Consider the following 16,516-nt stretch of genomic DNA (forward strand, 5'->3'; position numbering starts at 1 on the left):
GAAAAACGTTAATCAAAAGTTCAATAAAATCCGCTCATTGTTAATAAAATGTGAATAACATTAATCTAAATTTGAAAAGCGGCAATGGTTTTCTTTAAAAAAAGAGATATTTATCCAACTTACTTTTTTGAGGCCGAAGAAAATGCATTTTTTATTCTCTATTAAAGGACCATCTTATGACAGTACTTTACATTTTATTAGGTCTCGAAGTTCTTGTAATAGTTTACGTAACAGTTTTTTTTCTGCGGAAAATTATTAAAACTCTTCGGGACAAAAGGCGTTAAACCTCAATAGCGCCCTCTATTTATCTGATTTATAGGTTTCATTTTAAGAATTACCGCGTGCTTCGGAAAATTTTTCTTCCCGGAGATAGGATTTCCATGTTCAGTATTTTTTAGATAACTTGGATTAGTAAAATAAAAACTGAAGCCATGAGCAAAGAAAGCGATAAATCTACTCCCGTACCTACTCCTCACCAGAAGGAGCATACGAGAAACCAGTCTACCGAAGTAAACCTAGTCAAAACCAAAAACGAACACGGTCCTAATCGTTATTATCATTATTGCCGTTCTGGTAATTATTGCAGCCTTCGCCGGATTCATTGAGTTTTAAAGACGACGACGACCCCGGGCCTGGCCGTAAACCTGACAGGTTTATCGTTCTAACAAATGCGGAAATTTCCAGTTTATTCCAGGGCTGAAAGAAAAGAAACCTGTCAGGTTTATCTCGTTCCCGGAAGCGCCGCGGGAAGAAAACTCTCCGGCGAAATCTTCTCCCGCTCCTCTTCCCCCAGGACGACCCCGGGCCTGGCCCTAAACCTGACAGGTTTTTCAATCAAACAGATGCAAAATTCCCAGGTTATTCCAGGGCTGAAAGAAAAGAAACCTGTCAGGTTTATCTTCTTCCCGGAAGTGCCTCCGGAAGAAAACTCTCCGGTGAATTACTCCTCCCGCTCCTTTTCCATTCACATCGAATGCCACGGCCATTCCAGCGAATCGATTTACAAGGATAGTCCTGAAACTATTCAGCAACAAAAAAGGGAGCCGATTACGACTCCCTCAGGATTTAATTTCAGATAAATATTAATATCCGGGATTTTGCTCCAGTTGCGGGTTAGCATCAGTTTCTCTTAATGGAATTGGCAGTACCAGCCTGTTAGCATCATAAGTGATATCTCCCACGTCACGACCAAGTCTTTTCGCGTCGAACAATGCAAAACCTTCAAAAGCAAGTTCTCTTCGTCTTTCTTCAAGAATAGTTTCAAGATCAACAGAGCTCAGCCTAGGGGCACGTGCTCTTTCTCGAAGGGTATTGATATCTTCTAAGGGGGTAGCTCCTACTTCAGTTCCTAACCTTTCATTAGCTTCAGCTCTAATTAAATACATTTCAGCTAAACGAATAACCGGAATATTTCCAAACTGGTTCTGCCATTTTGTGGTAGCCGTACCCCTATCAGTCTCATAAAAGAAGTTCGCACGGTCATCCTGCTCACTATCATAAATACCATAATGCGGTTCCAGAATAGAAATGTCAGGATCTCCGGGGCGACCTCCAAAATCATTACCTCCCCAATACTCATTATAGGCGTTTATACTCGCATCCTGGGCAGTCACCTGTATGGCAAACAGATCTTCCGAAGAGTTCTCAGGATTATTAAATGCTCCCGCGAAGGTATTGGTTAGAGAGGCATCGCTATTCTCTATTACATCATTGGCAGCATCTCTTGCTTCCTCATAATCACCTCTTTGCAAATAAACTCTCGCCAACAGTGCCTGTGCTGTATATTTATCTGCGAAGTAGCCATTATCAGAAGGTAGCAGCTCGTAGGCCGCATTAAGATCATTTAATATTTGTGTGTACACTTCTTCAATAGTATTTCGGGGCGGATATGCAATTTGTGAAGCATTTAAAACAGGTTCTAAAATTAGGGGAACACCAGGTTCTCCACCATTTGCTCCCTGCTCATAAGGTTTTGCATATAGCCTTAGAAGGTCAAAATAATTAAGGGCTCTTAAAAATTTAGCTTCCCCCTCTGCCCTGTTCCTGGCATCCTCATCATCAAAAACATCCAGATTAGCAAGAACTATATTAGCCTGGTTATTTATTTGATATGCATTTAGCCAGGTCCCGCTCACGAAACTGTTTGCAGCCACTACTGCTTTTTCATCAAATTCCCCGGGTTCCAGATAGGTTCCATTCCACGAAAGATCTCCGGTATTGCCCAGAAGTTCAGAAATAAGAGCGATTCCTCCTGCGTAAGCATCATCAGATCTTAGATCGGCATAGATGCTGTTTAAGATATTCATAATGTTAGATGGCGACTCTGTTGCGACTTCGGGGGAAAGATCCTGTTCCGGTTCTATATCAAGATTATCATCACAGGCAATAAAACTTAATGCCAGCATTGAAAAAAATAATCTATAGGTTATATATTTTTTCATAGTTGAATTTTTATAAGTCAATGTTTAATCCTATTGTAAATGTTTTTGCGGGAGGGGCTGAATAAAAGGTAATCCCTCTCTGGATATTTGAACTCCCCAGGTTGTCATAAGTAGATTCGGGATCGTACCCACTGTAATCTGTAAAAGTTAACAGGTTCACTCCGGTAAAATAAACCCTTAGGCGCTCTACAGAAATTGTTTCTGTAACCTCCCTTGGTAGAGTATAACCAAAGGTGAAATTACGTAGCCGTATAAAATCTGATTCTTCCAAATAGCGTGAGGAATCTTGTTGGCCGTTGGTGATATATAATCTTGCCTGCGGAACATCGGTAATGTCACCGGGATTTTGCCACCTGTTCAATTGATCCCGGGTCTGGTTATCTTCATACCTCATATTTCCTGACTGAAATCTTCCTCCTGAATTATATAAAGATGCACCCCATTCCCCCTGAAATGTAAAAGACATATCAAAACCATAAAAACTCAAATTGTTGGTAAGTCCTGCCATAAGTTCTGGGTAGGGACTTCCTAAAACAACCCTTTCAGCCTCATTATAATTTGCCGTGGTGGACCTGTCACGGATGCCATTGGTATTCAAAGTATTTGTATAAAAAAGTGCGTCTCCATTATCGGGATCTACACCAAGCATATTCCACCATATAGAATGAAGAAATAGTTTCTCCTTCCCTTACAATATTTAAACCAGATACTATATCACCTCCCGGTAGTTCTTTCACCTCATTGTCCAGAGTAGAGAGATTAAAGCTGGTGCTCCAGTTAAAATCTATACCCGTTATATTCCTGGTGTTAAGAACAAATTCAAAGCCACGGTTGACCATAGATCCCACATTTCGGGTAATACTAGAGAAACCAGAAGTTCCCGGGATTGGCTGGTCCAGTAAAAGATCATTTGTTGTCTTTACGTAATAGTCAATTTCTCCAGTGACTCTACTATTAAATAATCCATAATCCAATCCTATATCCACCTGCTGTGTCCTTTCCCATTTAAGTTCTGGATTTCCTAACTGGCTGGGATATAAAGCCGCACGTTGATTATAGGCTCTACCGCTGAATAATCCCAGGCTGGCAAAATTCCCAATCCCCGCATTCCCGGTGATGCCCCAGCTACCGCGAAGTTTAAGCAGCGATAAAGTTCCTGAATCTCTTAGGAAATCTTCTTCTGAGATAATCCATCCTGCAGAAGCTGCCGGGAAGAATCCATACCAGTTTACTTCACCAAAACGGGAGGAACCATCATATCTCAAACTTCCTTTGAAAAGGTATTTGTCAAACAAGGAGAATGTTGCCCTACTAAAATAGGAGAGAAAGTTGTACTTGGTCCTGGAAGAAATTCCGTCGATAATTTCCGAAGCACTTGCCACTGTTTGAAGATCATCTGAAGGAAATTCGGTACAGCAGTATATTGCCTGCTTCGGGTACTTTCTTCAAAACTCATCCCTAATACCAGGTCAAGATCGTAGTCTTCAGCAAAAGTAGTGCTGTAATTAAAATAGTTGTTTAAATTATACTTATCACTTTGTACCGCATTGGCATCAGCATAACCATTTGTAGAGGCAGATTCGGTCATACTACCCGCGAAATATTCTTCAGTTTGATTGTTGTTGTCATAACCCACCTCTGTCCTGAAATTTAGACCCGGTAGTAATTCGTACTGAGCATAGGTGTTTATAAGAACCCTGAAAATATTGGAATCCCAATCACCATTATATTCCTGCATGAGAAAGTTATAATAGATAGTAGATTCGTTGTTGGGAATTATCCCATCTTCCAGGTATGCAGGAGAAATAGGTGACTGGGCCACAGCCTGTAGGGGAGTAGAAAAGGAGTTGTCTGTTCCAATACGGGAAATATGTGTTTTACTTATTCCTGAATTAAACCCTACGCTCAACCTCTCCGATACATCGTGGTCTATATTGCTTCTTATAGAATACCTCTCAAGGTCATTCCCACGAATTATAGCCTCTGTCCTGTTATAACCTCCTGAAAGGAAAAATCGGGTTTTATCATTACCTCCGGAAACGGAAACTGTGTGATCCTGTACTGCACCGTCCACCAGGGCATAATCCTGCCAATCTGTATCTACTGCTCCATTTCTCCAGTCAAGTCCGTTTGCCATCCAGTCAAAATAACCGTCTTCCTCAATCAGCCATTCATCATCACTTCCATAGGTATAAGCACTGGCTTCCTGCATAAGCATGATGTATTCTTCAGCATTTAACCATTCCACTTTATTAGTTGGCCTGCTCCAGCCTGAAGAAGTGTTAATGGAAACAGTAGTTTTTCCTGCCCTTCCCTGCTTGGTCGTAATAAGGACAACACCGTTTGTACCACGAGCCCCGTAAATAGCGGCAGATGAAGCATCTTTAAGGATCTCAATAGATTCTATATCGTTAGGATTAATCGAGATCAACGGATTGATAGGTGCCTCTGAAGTACTTTCGTCATCATTAATAAGTGGCATTCCATCTACTACGTAAAGAGGTTCAAGAGATGAAGAGATACTGGCAACACCCCGAACTCTCATCTTTACTCCTCCCTCAACTTTACCGTTGATCTGCGTAATTTGTACCCCCGCCGCTTTTCCTACCAAAGCACTTTGCATATTAGCCACAGGAATGTTGTTGATCTCGTCTGCGGAAATTGAAGAAATATTATCGGTTACCTTCCGCTTCGATTGGGTACCATATCCCACAACCACAACCTCTTCCAGCGTATTATCTGCGGAAAGATTTACGTTAATCACGGATTGGGTTCCAACTGTTCTTTTTTCCGGTGAGAAACCAACGAAAGAATAAACAAGAACCTGGCCTTCATCTGCAACAATTGAATAGTTCCCGTCAAAGTCACTCTGGGTTCCGCGGTTGGTGCCTTCTATAATAATGTTTACGCCAATGAGCGGCAAACCTTCAGCATCTGTAATAGTTCCGGAAATCTCTCTTTCCTGAGCTAAAACCATTGATGAAATAAAAAGTAATCCCAAAAAAAAGTAGTTTTTCATTTTCATACAAATTGTGTTTTGAATTAGCCAAATATTGAAACCATTCCTGAATTATGATTTCTTCAGCAATATAAGTGTTATCCTCGTTTTTATCTCCCAAAAAACCAATATTTGCTCCTAAGTGAGTAAGTTTTAAGAAATTTCGGAGAGTTTTTTTTAACTATATCGTTGTAATAGTAATTTCAATATTCACCTTATTATACTTTCATTCCATAGAAATAAATAGAACAGCTTGTACGGGCAAGATTTAAGGAATAATTTAGACGGAGAAACAATAAATAAGATTATAATGAGTAAAACATATTACGATCCTGCCGATTTACGGAAGTTTGGTGAAATATCTGAATGGGATGAGGAGCTGGGATCTAAATTCTTTGACTACTATGGAAAGGTTTTTGAAGAAGGAGCACTAACTGCAAGGGAAAAATCCCTGATCGCACTGGCAGTTTCCCATGTGGTGCAATGTCCTTATTGTATAGACGCCTATACCCAGGACGGACTTAAAAGAGGGATTGAAAAAGAAGAAATGATGGAAGCAGTACACGTAGGAGCTGCGATAAAAGGAGGAGCAACCCTGGTACACGGAGTTCAAATGATGAATAAGTATAAGAAGTTGAGTATGTAAAACGGTTCAAGGTTCAAGGTTTAAGGTTCAAGGTTCTAAGTTGTAAGTTGTAAGTTGTAAGTTGTAGGTTATAGGTTTTTAGTTATAGGTTATTGTTTATTGGTTGTAAGATAAAGGTTGTAGGTTACAATAACTTCTTTTGTCTCTTGCCTCTTGTCTCTTGTCTCTTGTCTCTTGTCTCTTGTTTCTTGTTTCTTGTCTCTTGTCTCTTGTTTCTTGTTTCTTGTTTCTAACATACTGCCGTCAGGCAGGTTTGGAATTTGGAATTTGGTTTTTGGAATTTAATAATAGTTATGGCATTAATAAAATCATTGGCGGCACGAAAAGAAGGTCTTTCCGATCCTGTCAATCAGTTAAAATATTTGAGTAATGGCATCTTTAAAAAGGGGGAACTGCCGCTCTTTAAGGAGAAAATTTCCAAAACCGGACATTATCCATTAAGGCCAAAGAAGCTGGAGATCCTGCAACTCAACCTGGGATATATGTGCAATCAAACCTGCTCCCATTGCCACGTAGATGCAGGTCCGGACAGGAAGGAGATGATGACGATGGAGACGCTGCAGCAATGCCTGGATGTCGTAAGAACTACCGGAGCTCATACGCTGGACCTTACAGGAGGTGCCCCGGAGATGCATCCGCAATTCCGCTGGTTTGTTGAAGAGGCTTCTAAAGCGGGAATAAATGATTTTATCGTGAGGTCTAACCTTACAATTATACTTGCCAATAAAAAATACCACGACCTGCCGCAATTCTTTAAAAAGCACAATGTACACGTAATCTCTTCCCTGCCGTTTTACAAAAGAGAGAAAACTGATAAACAAAGAGGAAGTGGAGTTTTTGATAAATCCATAAAGGCTTTACAGATGCTTAATGAGGAAGGCTACGGAAAAGAAGGAACAGGATTAAAACTCGATCTTGTATATAATCCTGCTTAGTGCCTTTTTGCCTACAGATCAATCTGCAATGGAAAGGGATTTTAAAAAAGCTCTAAAAGCTGATTTTAATATCGACTTCAACAACCTTTTTGCAATAACAAATTTGCCAATTAGCAGATTTCTTGAATTTCTTATTGCTTCGGAAAATTATGAGGATTATATGTATGCACTTGTGGAAGCATATAATCCGGCGGCGGTGGAAAATGTTATGTGTACCAATACGATCTCGGTAAGCTGGGACGGCTGGTTGTATGACTGTGATTTCAACCAGATGCTTGACCTGAAGGTGAACAGCCGGGTCAAACATATCAGTTCCTATAATGAAGATCTGTTAAACGACAGGGACATCATTATCTCCCAGCATTGTTACGGATGTACCGCGGGAGCCAGGAGCAGCTGCCAGGGAACTGTTACTAAATAAAAACCTCATTTTAAACTTCCTTCTTTGCAACCAGCTTCAACAGAACTCCTCATAATTTTCACCAAAAACCCCCAATTAGGAAAAGTCAAGACCCGTCTTGCTAAAGATATTGGCGAGGAAGCTGCACTGGAAATCTATAAATTTCTGCTTTTGCACACTTTTCAGATAACCCTGGACTTGCCTGTAGATAAAAGGGTTTATTATTCTGAAGCTATTCCTGAAGAAGATATCTGGAAAAAAGATATTTTTCAGAAAAAATTACAACACGGAGAAGATCTTGGTGAAAAAATGCAGAATGCTTTTGCTGAAGGCTATAAAGATGGATACCAAAATATCATAATTATCGGGAGTGATCTGTACGAACTTTCTGCTGAAGATTTGAGTGAGGCATTTGCCGATCTTCAGCAAAAAGATTTTGTTGTGGGACCTGCTAAAGATGGAGGTTATTATCTGCTGGGGATGAAACAGTTAAGACCGGAAATTTTCAGCAATAAAAAATGGAGCACCTCAACTGTACTTCCCGATACACTTAAAGATCTTCAGAACGAAAACTTAAAACTGCTGGCAGTGCGCAATGATGTTGATACCTTTGAAGATATTAGGGAGCAGGAGGCATTTCAGCAATTTTTACCAAAAAATAATCAATGATCAAACAAATACACGAAACAGCAGACTATCTTATAGAGAGAGGTTTTGACAATCCTGAAATAGGAATAATATTGGGCACCGGTTTAGGCCAGCTTATCGACGAAATAGAAATTAAAGCGGAATGCAGCTATAATCATATCCCCAGTTTTCCAACGGCAACAGTAGAATTCCACCGTGGCAAATTGATCTACGGGATCCTCGCAGGTAAAAAAGTAGTAGTAATGCAGGGAAGGTTCCATCTATATGAAGGCTATTCTCTTTTTGACGTGACCTATCCCATTAGGGTAATGCACCTGCTGGGAATTAAAAAATTGCTGGTTTCCAATGCGGCTTAGCTCTATAAATCCCGACTACAAAAAAGGGGAATTGATGTTGTTAGATGACCATATCAACCTGCAGGGAGGTTCACCTTTGGCATTTAAAGGAGTCGAAAAAATGGGAGAAAGATTTGTGGATATGAGTGCTCCGTATAATAATGAAATAAACCAAAAACTGGAGGAAATTGCTGCAGAGCACAACATCAGGCTACACAAAGGTGTGTATGCCGCAGTACTTGGACCTCAACTGGAAACCCGTGCAGAATACCTGGTATTTAAGAATAATAGGTGCAGACGCTGTGGGAATGAGCACGGTTCCTGAAGTCATTGTGGCAAACCACCTGAAGATCCCGGTATCGGCAATTTCTGTTATTACCGACGAAGGAGATCCTGACAATCTTAAGCCTGTAGATATCCAGGAAATCATTGAGATGGCACAAAAAGCAGAACCTCAAATGATCACTCTTTTTAAGGGTTTAATAGAGTCTCTTTAAAATTTAATTTATTTACTATTCAAGTATGTCATACCTCGAAACAACAAAAAATGTATATCGTGATGCTGCCCTCACCCCCGATATTGGACTGTGCTGCACCACAAACCCGGTTTGGGAATTACCGGGTTTGAAGATCCCAAAGATCATGCAGGAAATGAATTATGGCTGCGGGAGTACTGTACACGCCCGTGATCTCGTAAACAATCCTAAAATTCTGTATGTAGGTGTGGGCGGCGGAATGGAATTACTGCAGTTCGCCTATTTCTCCCGTCAACCAGGTGGAGTAACAGGAGTAGATGTGGTTGATGAAATGCTGGAAGCCAGTCAAAAGAATTTTAATGAAGCAGAAGCTTTAAATACCTGGTTTCAAAAGGATTTTGTTGACCTTAAAAAGGGAGATGCGCTAAATCTTCCGGTTAAGGATAGCTCTATTGACGTGGCTGCACAAAATTGCCTCTTCAATATTTTTAAATCTGAAGAACTGGCGCAGGCGCTTAAAGAAATGTACAGGGTTTTGAAGCCGCACGGTAAGTTGGTTATGAGTGACCCCACCTGCGAGCAGGAAATGAATGAAGAACTGCGGAACGACGAAAGGCTAAGAGCACTTTGCCTAAGTGGAAGTCTTAGTATTACCGAATATGTAAAAGCTCTTACAGATGCAGGATTTGGAACCATTGAGATTCGCGCCAGGAAACCTTACCGGGTTTTGGATCCGCACCACTACCCTACTGATACATTAATATTTATTGAATCAATCGAGGTAGCTGCCATTAAAGATCCTATGCCTGCCGATGGTCCCTGTATTTTTACAGGTAAAGCGGCTATTTATTATGGCAAAGAGCAGTTCTTTGACGACGGTAAAGGGCACTTCTTATCATACAATCAGCCGCTGGCGGTATGCGATAAAACGGCTGCTGCTCTTGCGGCTCTGGGCAGAGATGATATTTTCATCAGCGAATCAACTTACTACTACGATGGCGGAGGTTGCTGTTGAAAAATTCTAAGAAAAGGAACTGATCTTGAAGTTCTGGATCGTCCCGGAATGCTCTGTTTTAATAAACCAGGTAAACTCTCATTACCCGTAGTCAAAAGACTACTAAAAAAGGATAAAAATGGCAGATCACAGAAGCTGCCTTTCAGCAGGTTCGACCATATAAGCTAAATTCTTTATCTTTAAGAAAAGCAGCTTAAATGGAACCGCTTGAGGAAGGTTGTTATTATCACATCTATAACAGGGGAAACAATAGGCAAAAGATCTTTTTTGAAGGGGCAAACTACAAGCACTTTCTGAAGTTAATAAAACAACACCTTCTACCTGTTGTTGAGCTTTATTGCTATTGCCTTCTTCGGAATCACTTTCATTTACTTGTTAAAGTTAAGAATGGAGCAATTTACCCTTCGCCAAAATTTTCCAATCTCTTTAACGCCTACACTAAAGCTATCAACAAGAAATATGACCGCACAGGTAGCCTGTTTCAGAGACCTTTTAGACGGAAAAGAATATCGGATGAAAATTATTTGAGAAATTCGGTAATATATATTCACCTCAATCCTGAAGCTCACAAATTTCATAAGAATTTTCAGAATTACCCATTTTCTTCATATTCCCAATTCTTCGACGGCAGGTATAGCATCTTAAAAAGAGAAGAGGTGATAGAATGGTTTGGAGACCTTGAAAATTTTCGGTTGGTTCATTTGAAGAGGAACAACAATTAGGTTTAGGTTTAGATGAAGAAATCGAGTTCTAATAAAGCCACTACGATCCCAGACCTGTCTGGTCTCTCCGATAACCAGAAGATCGAGGTGCGACTTCGGTCCCAGACCTGTCAGGTATCCTTTTCCAGGTTAGCCTGAAACTACTAGGCTGAAACTAACTTCTGAGGCCGAAAAACCTGACAGGTCTCTTCGATAACTAAGCAGATCGAGGTGCGACTTGGATCCAGACCAGTCAGGTTTCCCTTTCCAAGGTGGTCCTGTAATTCACAGATAGCCAAGAACTTCCGAGACGAAAAAACCTGACAGGTCTCCCGCCTTAACCAGCAGATCGAGATGCGACTGCGATTCCAGACCAGTCAGGTTTCCTTTTCCAGGTGGTCCTGTAATTCGCAGATAATCACGAACTTCCGAGACAGAAAAGTCTGACAGGTCTCCCGCCTTAACAGCAGCTCGAGGGGCGACTGCGATTCCAGACGAAACCCCCTACTCCCTTCCCGAATACTTCCCGTAATTCTCCCGAACAACTTTTTCAGCGGGTTTATTTTGGGGAGTGTATTCTGAATCTTCCAAACCTCCGGCGTTGGCGTGATTGTGATGCCACTTCCATAGAAATCCGTTAAGCGAACCATTCTTCCGGCCAAACCTCTTCGTAAAGAGCAGACAAAGCTCTGGCCTGGGCGCCAAAGTTGAAGCTGGTTAATTTCCGTGAAAAATTCCAGGGCTCTTTGGCTGTGAAATCTATATTCCTATAGCCGTATTCGGTAAACAAACCCTAGCCTGTCCACCTTTGCGGATAATTTTTTTAGGCTTCTCTTGACTGGTTTCCACCCCCGGGATAAGTCTTCTACTGTTGGCGCAGCCTCGTCGCTAAGCGGAAAATAAGCGTCTGCTCCAATATAATCCAATTTGTTCCAGAAATGCACCTCCTCAATTTTATCCCAATTCTCAGCGTAAGTTAATTTGCCATCGTAGATCTCTCTTACTTCCGCAATTAGCTCACTCCAAAAAGTCGGTCTTGCCTGTACGAAAGAATTCAGTTCAGTTCCAATGCAAAAGAGATCCACATTTTCATCTTCTGCCAGTTTTGCATAGAACAGAATGAATTCCCGGTATTGTTCTTCCAGCTTATTCCAATCAGCTTCGGTTTGCATCTCAAGATGTCCCGTAAAGGCTCCACGTAACCAAATCTGAGGCTTCAGCATTACTCTGAGATTTTCCTGGTGAGCCATTCGGATTGTCTTTTTTACCCCCTCTTCCCTTTCTCCCCACCATTGCCTTTCTGAATTAAACCTGATTTCAGCATGCTCCAGGCTCTGCATAAAAGCAAAGGGCATTACCGCTATAGCATTCGCGTTCACTTTAAGAACAGGCTGAAAATCTTCAGGTTTTACCTCATTTCTTGAAGCGACAAAGCTAACACCGTTAATCTTTTCTGAGGGAGGCTTTGACGCACAGGAAGTAAGGAACAGGTAAATTAAAAACAGCAGGATCTTTCCTGCCCAACTGGTTATACTTTCAGATTTAGAAATCATTCAGATCCCAGTTATACTTGTAAAAATCTACACTGAGATCTTTATCCAGTTTCACTTTCCGAAACTGATTAATGTACTGTATCAGCGTCTTTCCGCCGCGAGTGAAGTCGTCACTGTACCACTTCATGAGCTCTGAAAGTGATAATTTGTCTCCTCTTACTTTAACGAACTCCAGACTATTTAGAGCTGCTTCGGTTTGTTTTTGTAATTGATCTTCCAGAATTTCGGGCCTATAAGCAGCAGGAATAATTTCAGGACAACCTTTTGCCGCACAAACAAGTACAAAATGAAAACGTGCCTCATCGGGAAATTTTCCGAAGAGAAGATCGTGCTCCACCTGGTCCAGCGTAAGACTTTTTTGCCCCAGGCTATGTTTTTGTTTATCAAAAAAACCTTCTATTTCAAGAGGGGAAGCTACAGGATAATTCTGCACTATTCCGTTTATAACGGCCAGATTGTATGCATTGATCCAAAAAGCTTTGTACTCAGCGGGATTTTCAGAAGAGACCGAAGCTTTTTTTGCTTCAGCCAACAATTCATTTAATGCTTTGGGATTCTGCTGAATTTCTGCGTACTTTACCTTGCCGTTTTGCACGTATTGCTGAAAGAAATCATCGGCAAGATCAAAAAAACGGTCGGTGCTTTGAGCTGAAAGATCAGCTGTAAAAAGGCAGAGAAAAATAATAAGGTACTTCATCATAAATTTCAACATTCAGAAAAAATTCTGATACCTCAGTCAATGCAAAAGATCAGTAATTTTCTAAGTCTCCTAAATTAAACATTATGGAGCATATTGTCATCATAGGCAACGGAATTTCAGGAATAACGGCCGCACGGCATATCAGGAAGTTTTCAGAAAAAAGAATAACCGTAATTTCCGGTGAAAGCGATCATTTTTTCTCAAGGACTGCTCTTATGTATGTTTACATGGGACATATGAAGTGGGAAAATTTAAAGCCGTACGAGGATTGGTTTTGGGAAGAAAACAGGATCGAACTTAAGAAAGCCTGGGTGGAGAAAATTGATTTTGAAGAGAAAAAGCTGCATTTCTCCATAGATGAGCCAATAAAATATGACAAACTGGTGCTCGCTACCAGCTCCTGTTACAATAAGTTTGGTTGGGAAGGGCAGGATCTTAAAGGAGTACAGGGACTGGTAACTTTACAGGACCTGGACCAGCTGGAACAGGACACGGCAAATTGTAAGAAAGCGGTTATTGTGGGCGGCGGACTCATAGGAGTGGAACTGGCAGAAATGCTGAGGACCCGGAAAATTGAAGTAACGATGCTTGTCCGCGAAAGCGGATTTTGGGGAAATGTTCTTCCGGAAAAAGATGCCGAAATGATTTCCAGGCACATTGAAAGTCACGGCGTGGAAGTGAGACATAATACGAATCTGGAGAATATCCTGGGGAACGATGTTGGAAGAGCTACCGGAGTAATGACTGCTGAAGGAGAAGAAATTCTCTGCGACCTGGTAGGGCTAAGTGTGGGAGTGCATCCTAATATAGAATTTTTAAAAGACAGCGGACTGGAAACAGACATAGGAATTCTTGTAGATCCTTACTTACAGACTAATATAGAAGATGTTTTTGCAATTGGAGATTGTGCCCAACAGCGGGAACCTATTGGAGACCGTAGTCCTGTGGAAGCAGTCTGGTACACTTAAGCAGGATGATGGGAGAAACTTTGGGACAGACTCTCACGGGTAAACCCATGAAATACAAACCCGGACACTGGTTCAATTCGGCTAAATTTTTTGATATCGAATATCAGACTTATGGTCGGGTATGGGCAGAACCAAAGGAAAATGAACAGCATTTTCGTTGGGAGCATCGTGACGGCACAAAAGCGATAACTATTGCCTTTGAACGGGAAACAAAGAAATTCCTCGGGATCAATAGCTTCGGAATCAGAATGCGACACGAGGTTTTTGACAGATGGCTTACGGAAGAGAGAAGCATTAACCACGTGCTGGCAAATTTACGAGAGGCCAATTTTGATCCTGAGTTTTACGACAGGTATGAAAAGGAGATTTTTGGTGCTTTTAAGGAGAATAGGGTGAGTTGAAACCTCACAGGTTTCAAAAACCTGTGAGGTTTAAGCGCGGAGTAAGAAAGATGGCAGTACACCAATATTTATTATAAAGAGTTTTATGAAGTATGAATCTTTAGTTGGCGACAGACATTTTCATATTTATAACAGGGGAAATAATCGGGAAGATATTTTTCTTGAGGAACGGAATTATAGTTATTTTCTCCAATTGGTTCAAAAACATATTTTACCTAGTTGCTCATGTCCTTGCCTACTGCTTATTAAAAAACCATTTTCATCTCCTTATAAAAACCAGAGACTTTAAGAATGAAAATTTAATTTCAAAAGCGTTTTCAAATCTCTTCAATGCTTACTCTAAAGCTATTAATAAAGCTTATGGAAGAAGAGGAAGTTTATTCCAGGATCGCTTTAAAAGAATAATTGTTAAGGATGAAGAATATTTAAGAACGTTGATCCTTTATATTCATCTCAACCCGATGAACCATAACTTCACTGATGATTTTGCCAGTTATAATTACTCCTCCTTTAGACCTTTACTATTAAATAATTACGAGCTATTAGATGTTGAAGGAGTAATAGATTTATTTGGCGATACAGCAAATTTTAAAAATGCACATATCCTACGTCAGGATGAAATTTTAGAAAGGGACGAGGAACTTTTTTTGGAGTAAAAATTTTAGACCTCACAGGTTTTAAAAACCTGTGAGGTCTTTTGAAAGTATAAACAATGAACACAACAGAAGACAATATGTCTCTCACGGGAGAACCACCAAAAGCTATTTCTACAAAGCAAAAAATAGCTTCAGGAATTGGATTTACGGGATTATTCATCCTCATACTATCTATAGCAAACGTCAATTTTCCAAATAAGGCCCTGTTCCTTACGTTGTCTCTCGGTCTTATTTCTCTGGGAACAGTCATTTTTGCCAATGACGCTTATTTGGGAAAACATGCCGGAATTAAGAATGACGGGGTATGGTTTAAATCCCAAACTTCACGTGGATTATGGGCGTGGATGGCGGCAATTTTTCTCACCCTTTTTTATGTTGTTCTCTACTGGTTTCCGGAATATTTGGGATTAACAGAGGAGGGATCCAATACCGGAATTATCGCTCTGTTTGATCCTTTAAGTTATCTAATCAGTGGCAATCCTGCCAGTCAGTGGTTTGTTTATGGAACACTCTACACTCTTGCAATTCTGATCTTCGGTTATAAATTTATTCTGAAGTACAGGCATAATAAATATGAGGTTTACAGAACGTATTCGGTAATGTTTTTTCAGTTAGGGTTTGCTTTCCTCATTCCGGAAATTCTTTATCGTTTAAACCAGCCTTACTTCATCCCGACGAATATCTGGCCGCTCAATTACGACTTTTTTGCAGGATATAAGATCAGTGAGTTTTTTTCAGGAGGAAATATTGGGATCCTAATGTTTATTTTTGGAATACTCTCCATCTTTGTCATTACCCCCATCCTCACCTACAAATACGGCAAAAGGTGGTACTGTTCCTGGGTTTGCGGATGTGGCGGACTGGCAGAAACTGCTTAGCGATCCCTATCGGCATTTATCAGACAAAAGCCGTTCTGCCTGGAAACTCGAGCGCTGGCTAATTCACAGTGTGCTGGTTTTCGTGGTGGTAATGACCATTGCGGTTATCTACTCCTATCTCGGGGCGGATCCAAATGAATTCTGGTTGACACGTGAAATTTTTTTAATAGGTGCGGCAGGCTTTTTAATATTGTTGTTCGCCTTAATTATGATCTTTAAAAAAGAGCAATTGGCAGAAGACGCACGCAAAGCTGCAATTGTTTTCCTGAGTGTGATCTTTACAATAGCAGCCATTAATTATTTTAGCGGCAGCTCCAATATTTTCTTTTTTGACGGTGACACCATCCGTTCATGGTATGGGTTTTTAATAGGCGCAGCCTTTTCGGGAGTTATAGGAGTGGGATTTTATCCGATTTTTGGAAACCGGGTGTGGTGCAGATTCGGCTGTCCTATGGCAGCAGTTCTCGGGATGCAGCAAAGGTTGTTTTCCAAATTCAGAATCACGACAAATGGCGGACAGTGTATCTCCTGCGGAAATTGCTCCACATACTGTGAAATGGGAATTGATGTAAGGGCCTACGCTCAAAAAGGAGAAAATATTGTGCGATCCAGTTGTGTTGGCTGCGGAATTTGTGCTGCAGTGTGTCCCCGGGGAGTGCTAAAACTGGAAAATGGCAGTCAGGACGGAAGAATAAATTCTGAAGAAATTCTGCTGGGAAATGATGTTGATCTAATGGATTTGGTGAACCAGAGAAGTAAGTAATT

14 protein-coding genes and 4 pseudogenes are annotated in these 16,516 nt (G+C 40.8%); 11 read left to right on the plus strand and 7 right to left on the minus strand.

What is annotated here, in order from left to right; genetic code table 11:
- Nucleotides 1–431 precede the first annotated feature (431 nt).
- Nucleotides 432–605, plus strand: a complete 174-nt coding sequence (locus LZ575_RS12795; RefSeq protein WP_235324929.1) for a hypothetical protein — start codon at nucleotides 432–434, stop codon at nucleotides 603–605.
- A gap of 63 nt (nucleotides 606–668) precedes the next feature.
- Nucleotides 669–1,079, plus strand: a complete 411-nt coding sequence (locus LZ575_RS12800; RefSeq protein WP_235324930.1) for a hypothetical protein — start codon at nucleotides 669–671, stop codon at nucleotides 1,077–1,079.
- Between the two features lie 3 nt (nucleotides 1,080–1,082).
- On the opposite strand, the gene LZ575_RS12805 is transcribed toward LZ575_RS12800, so the two are convergent.
- From LZ575_RS12805 to LZ575_RS12820, 4 genes are read right to left on the minus strand one after another with little or no spacing between them, the layout of a single operon-like run.
- A complete protein-coding gene (locus LZ575_RS12805; protein ID WP_235324931.1) occupies nucleotides 1,083–2,441 on the minus strand; it encodes a RagB/SusD family nutrient uptake outer membrane protein in 1,359 nt (452 codons plus the stop codon).
- Between the two features lie 10 nt (nucleotides 2,442–2,451).
- Complete coding sequence (locus LZ575_RS12810; RefSeq protein ID WP_235324932.1) at nucleotides 2,452–3,090, minus strand: hypothetical protein; 639 nt, start codon at nucleotides 3,088–3,090, stop codon at nucleotides 2,452–2,454.
- On the minus strand, nucleotides 3,068–3,736 hold the full coding sequence (locus LZ575_RS12815; RefSeq protein WP_235324933.1) for a TonB-dependent receptor domain-containing protein: 669 nt from the start codon (nucleotides 3,734–3,736) through the stop codon (nucleotides 3,068–3,070). The genes LZ575_RS12810 and LZ575_RS12815 overlap by 23 nt, the downstream gene beginning before the upstream one ends.
- Nucleotides 3,703–5,460, minus strand: a complete 1,758-nt coding sequence (locus LZ575_RS12820; protein WP_235324934.1) for a SusC/RagA family TonB-linked outer membrane protein — start codon at nucleotides 5,458–5,460, stop codon at nucleotides 3,703–3,705. The genes LZ575_RS12815 and LZ575_RS12820 overlap by 34 nt, the downstream gene beginning before the upstream one ends.
- A 289-nt stretch (nucleotides 5,461–5,749) precedes the next feature.
- On the opposite strand from LZ575_RS12820, the gene LZ575_RS12825 reads away from it, so the two are divergent.
- The 6 genes and pseudogenes from LZ575_RS12825 (at nucleotide 5,750) to LZ575_RS12850 (ending at nucleotide 10,616) form a co-directional block, all read left to right on the plus strand.
- The gene (locus tag LZ575_RS12825; protein ID WP_235324935.1) at nucleotides 5,750–6,085 is read left to right on the plus strand and encodes an arsenosugar biosynthesis-associated peroxidase-like protein; all 336 of its coding nucleotides are present in this window, start codon (nucleotides 5,750–5,752) and stop codon (nucleotides 6,083–6,085) included.
- Between the two features lie 293 nt (nucleotides 6,086–6,378).
- A pseudogene (gene arsS, locus LZ575_RS12830) lies at nucleotides 6,379–7,441 on the plus strand (arsenosugar biosynthesis radical SAM (seleno)protein ArsS).
- A gap of 24 nt (nucleotides 7,442–7,465) precedes the next feature.
- On the plus strand, nucleotides 7,466–8,089 hold the full coding sequence (locus LZ575_RS12835) for a TIGR04282 family arsenosugar biosynthesis glycosyltransferase (protein WP_235324936.1): 624 nt from the start codon (nucleotides 7,466–7,468) through the stop codon (nucleotides 8,087–8,089).
- Nucleotides 8,086–8,900: pseudogene (locus LZ575_RS12840) on the plus strand (purine-nucleoside phosphorylase). The gene LZ575_RS12835 and the pseudogene LZ575_RS12840 overlap by 4 nt, the downstream one beginning before the upstream one ends.
- Before the next feature lie 25 nt (nucleotides 8,901–8,925).
- Nucleotides 8,926–9,894: an arsenosugar biosynthesis arsenite methyltransferase ArsM gene (arsM, locus tag LZ575_RS12845; RefSeq protein ID WP_235324937.1), complete on the plus strand. Its 969-nt coding sequence runs from the start codon at nucleotides 8,926–8,928 to the stop codon at nucleotides 9,892–9,894.
- 197 nt (nucleotides 9,895–10,091) lie between these two features.
- Nucleotides 10,092–10,616, plus strand: coding sequence for a transposase (locus LZ575_RS12850; RefSeq protein ID WP_235324938.1), 525 nt, complete (start codon nucleotides 10,092–10,094; stop codon nucleotides 10,614–10,616).
- Between the two features lie 483 nt (nucleotides 10,617–11,099).
- Here LZ575_RS12850 and LZ575_RS23725 read toward each other — a convergent pair whose 3' ends face one another.
- From LZ575_RS23725 to LZ575_RS12860, 3 genes are all read right to left on the minus strand, one after another.
- Complete coding sequence (locus LZ575_RS23725; RefSeq protein WP_311195774.1) at nucleotides 11,100–11,300, minus strand: hypothetical protein; 201 nt, start codon at nucleotides 11,298–11,300, stop codon at nucleotides 11,100–11,102.
- Nucleotides 11,301–11,362: 62 nt separating this feature from the next.
- A complete protein-coding gene (locus tag LZ575_RS12855) occupies nucleotides 11,363–12,148 on the minus strand; it encodes a glycoside hydrolase family 113 (RefSeq protein ID WP_311195775.1) in 786 nt (261 codons plus the stop codon).
- Nucleotides 12,138–12,848 (minus strand): DUF547 domain-containing protein, encoded by a 711-nt coding sequence (locus LZ575_RS12860; protein WP_235324939.1) that lies wholly within the window; start codon nucleotides 12,846–12,848, stop codon nucleotides 12,138–12,140. Before LZ575_RS12860 ends, LZ575_RS12855 begins: the two co-directional genes overlap by 11 nt.
- Before the next feature lie 83 nt (nucleotides 12,849–12,931).
- Here LZ575_RS12860 and LZ575_RS12865 point away from each other — a divergent pair.
- The 3 genes and pseudogenes from LZ575_RS12865 to LZ575_RS12875 all read left to right on the plus strand — a co-directional run bounded on the left by LZ575_RS12865 (nucleotide 12,932) and on the right by LZ575_RS12875 (nucleotide 16,514).
- A pseudogene (locus LZ575_RS12865) lies at nucleotides 12,932–14,217 on the plus strand (NAD(P)/FAD-dependent oxidoreductase).
- Between the two features lie 161 nt (nucleotides 14,218–14,378).
- On the plus strand, nucleotides 14,379–14,873 hold the full coding sequence (locus LZ575_RS12870) for a transposase (RefSeq protein WP_235324940.1): 495 nt from the start codon (nucleotides 14,379–14,381) through the stop codon (nucleotides 14,871–14,873).
- 56 nt (nucleotides 14,874–14,929) lie between these two features.
- Nucleotides 14,930–16,514, plus strand: a pseudogene (locus LZ575_RS12875) (4Fe-4S binding protein).
- The last annotated feature ends 2 nt before the right edge of the window (nucleotides 16,515–16,516 follow it).

This window comes from Antarcticibacterium sp. 1MA-6-2, assembly GCF_021535135.1.
Lineage (GTDB): Bacteria > Bacteroidota > Bacteroidia > Flavobacteriales > Flavobacteriaceae > Gillisia.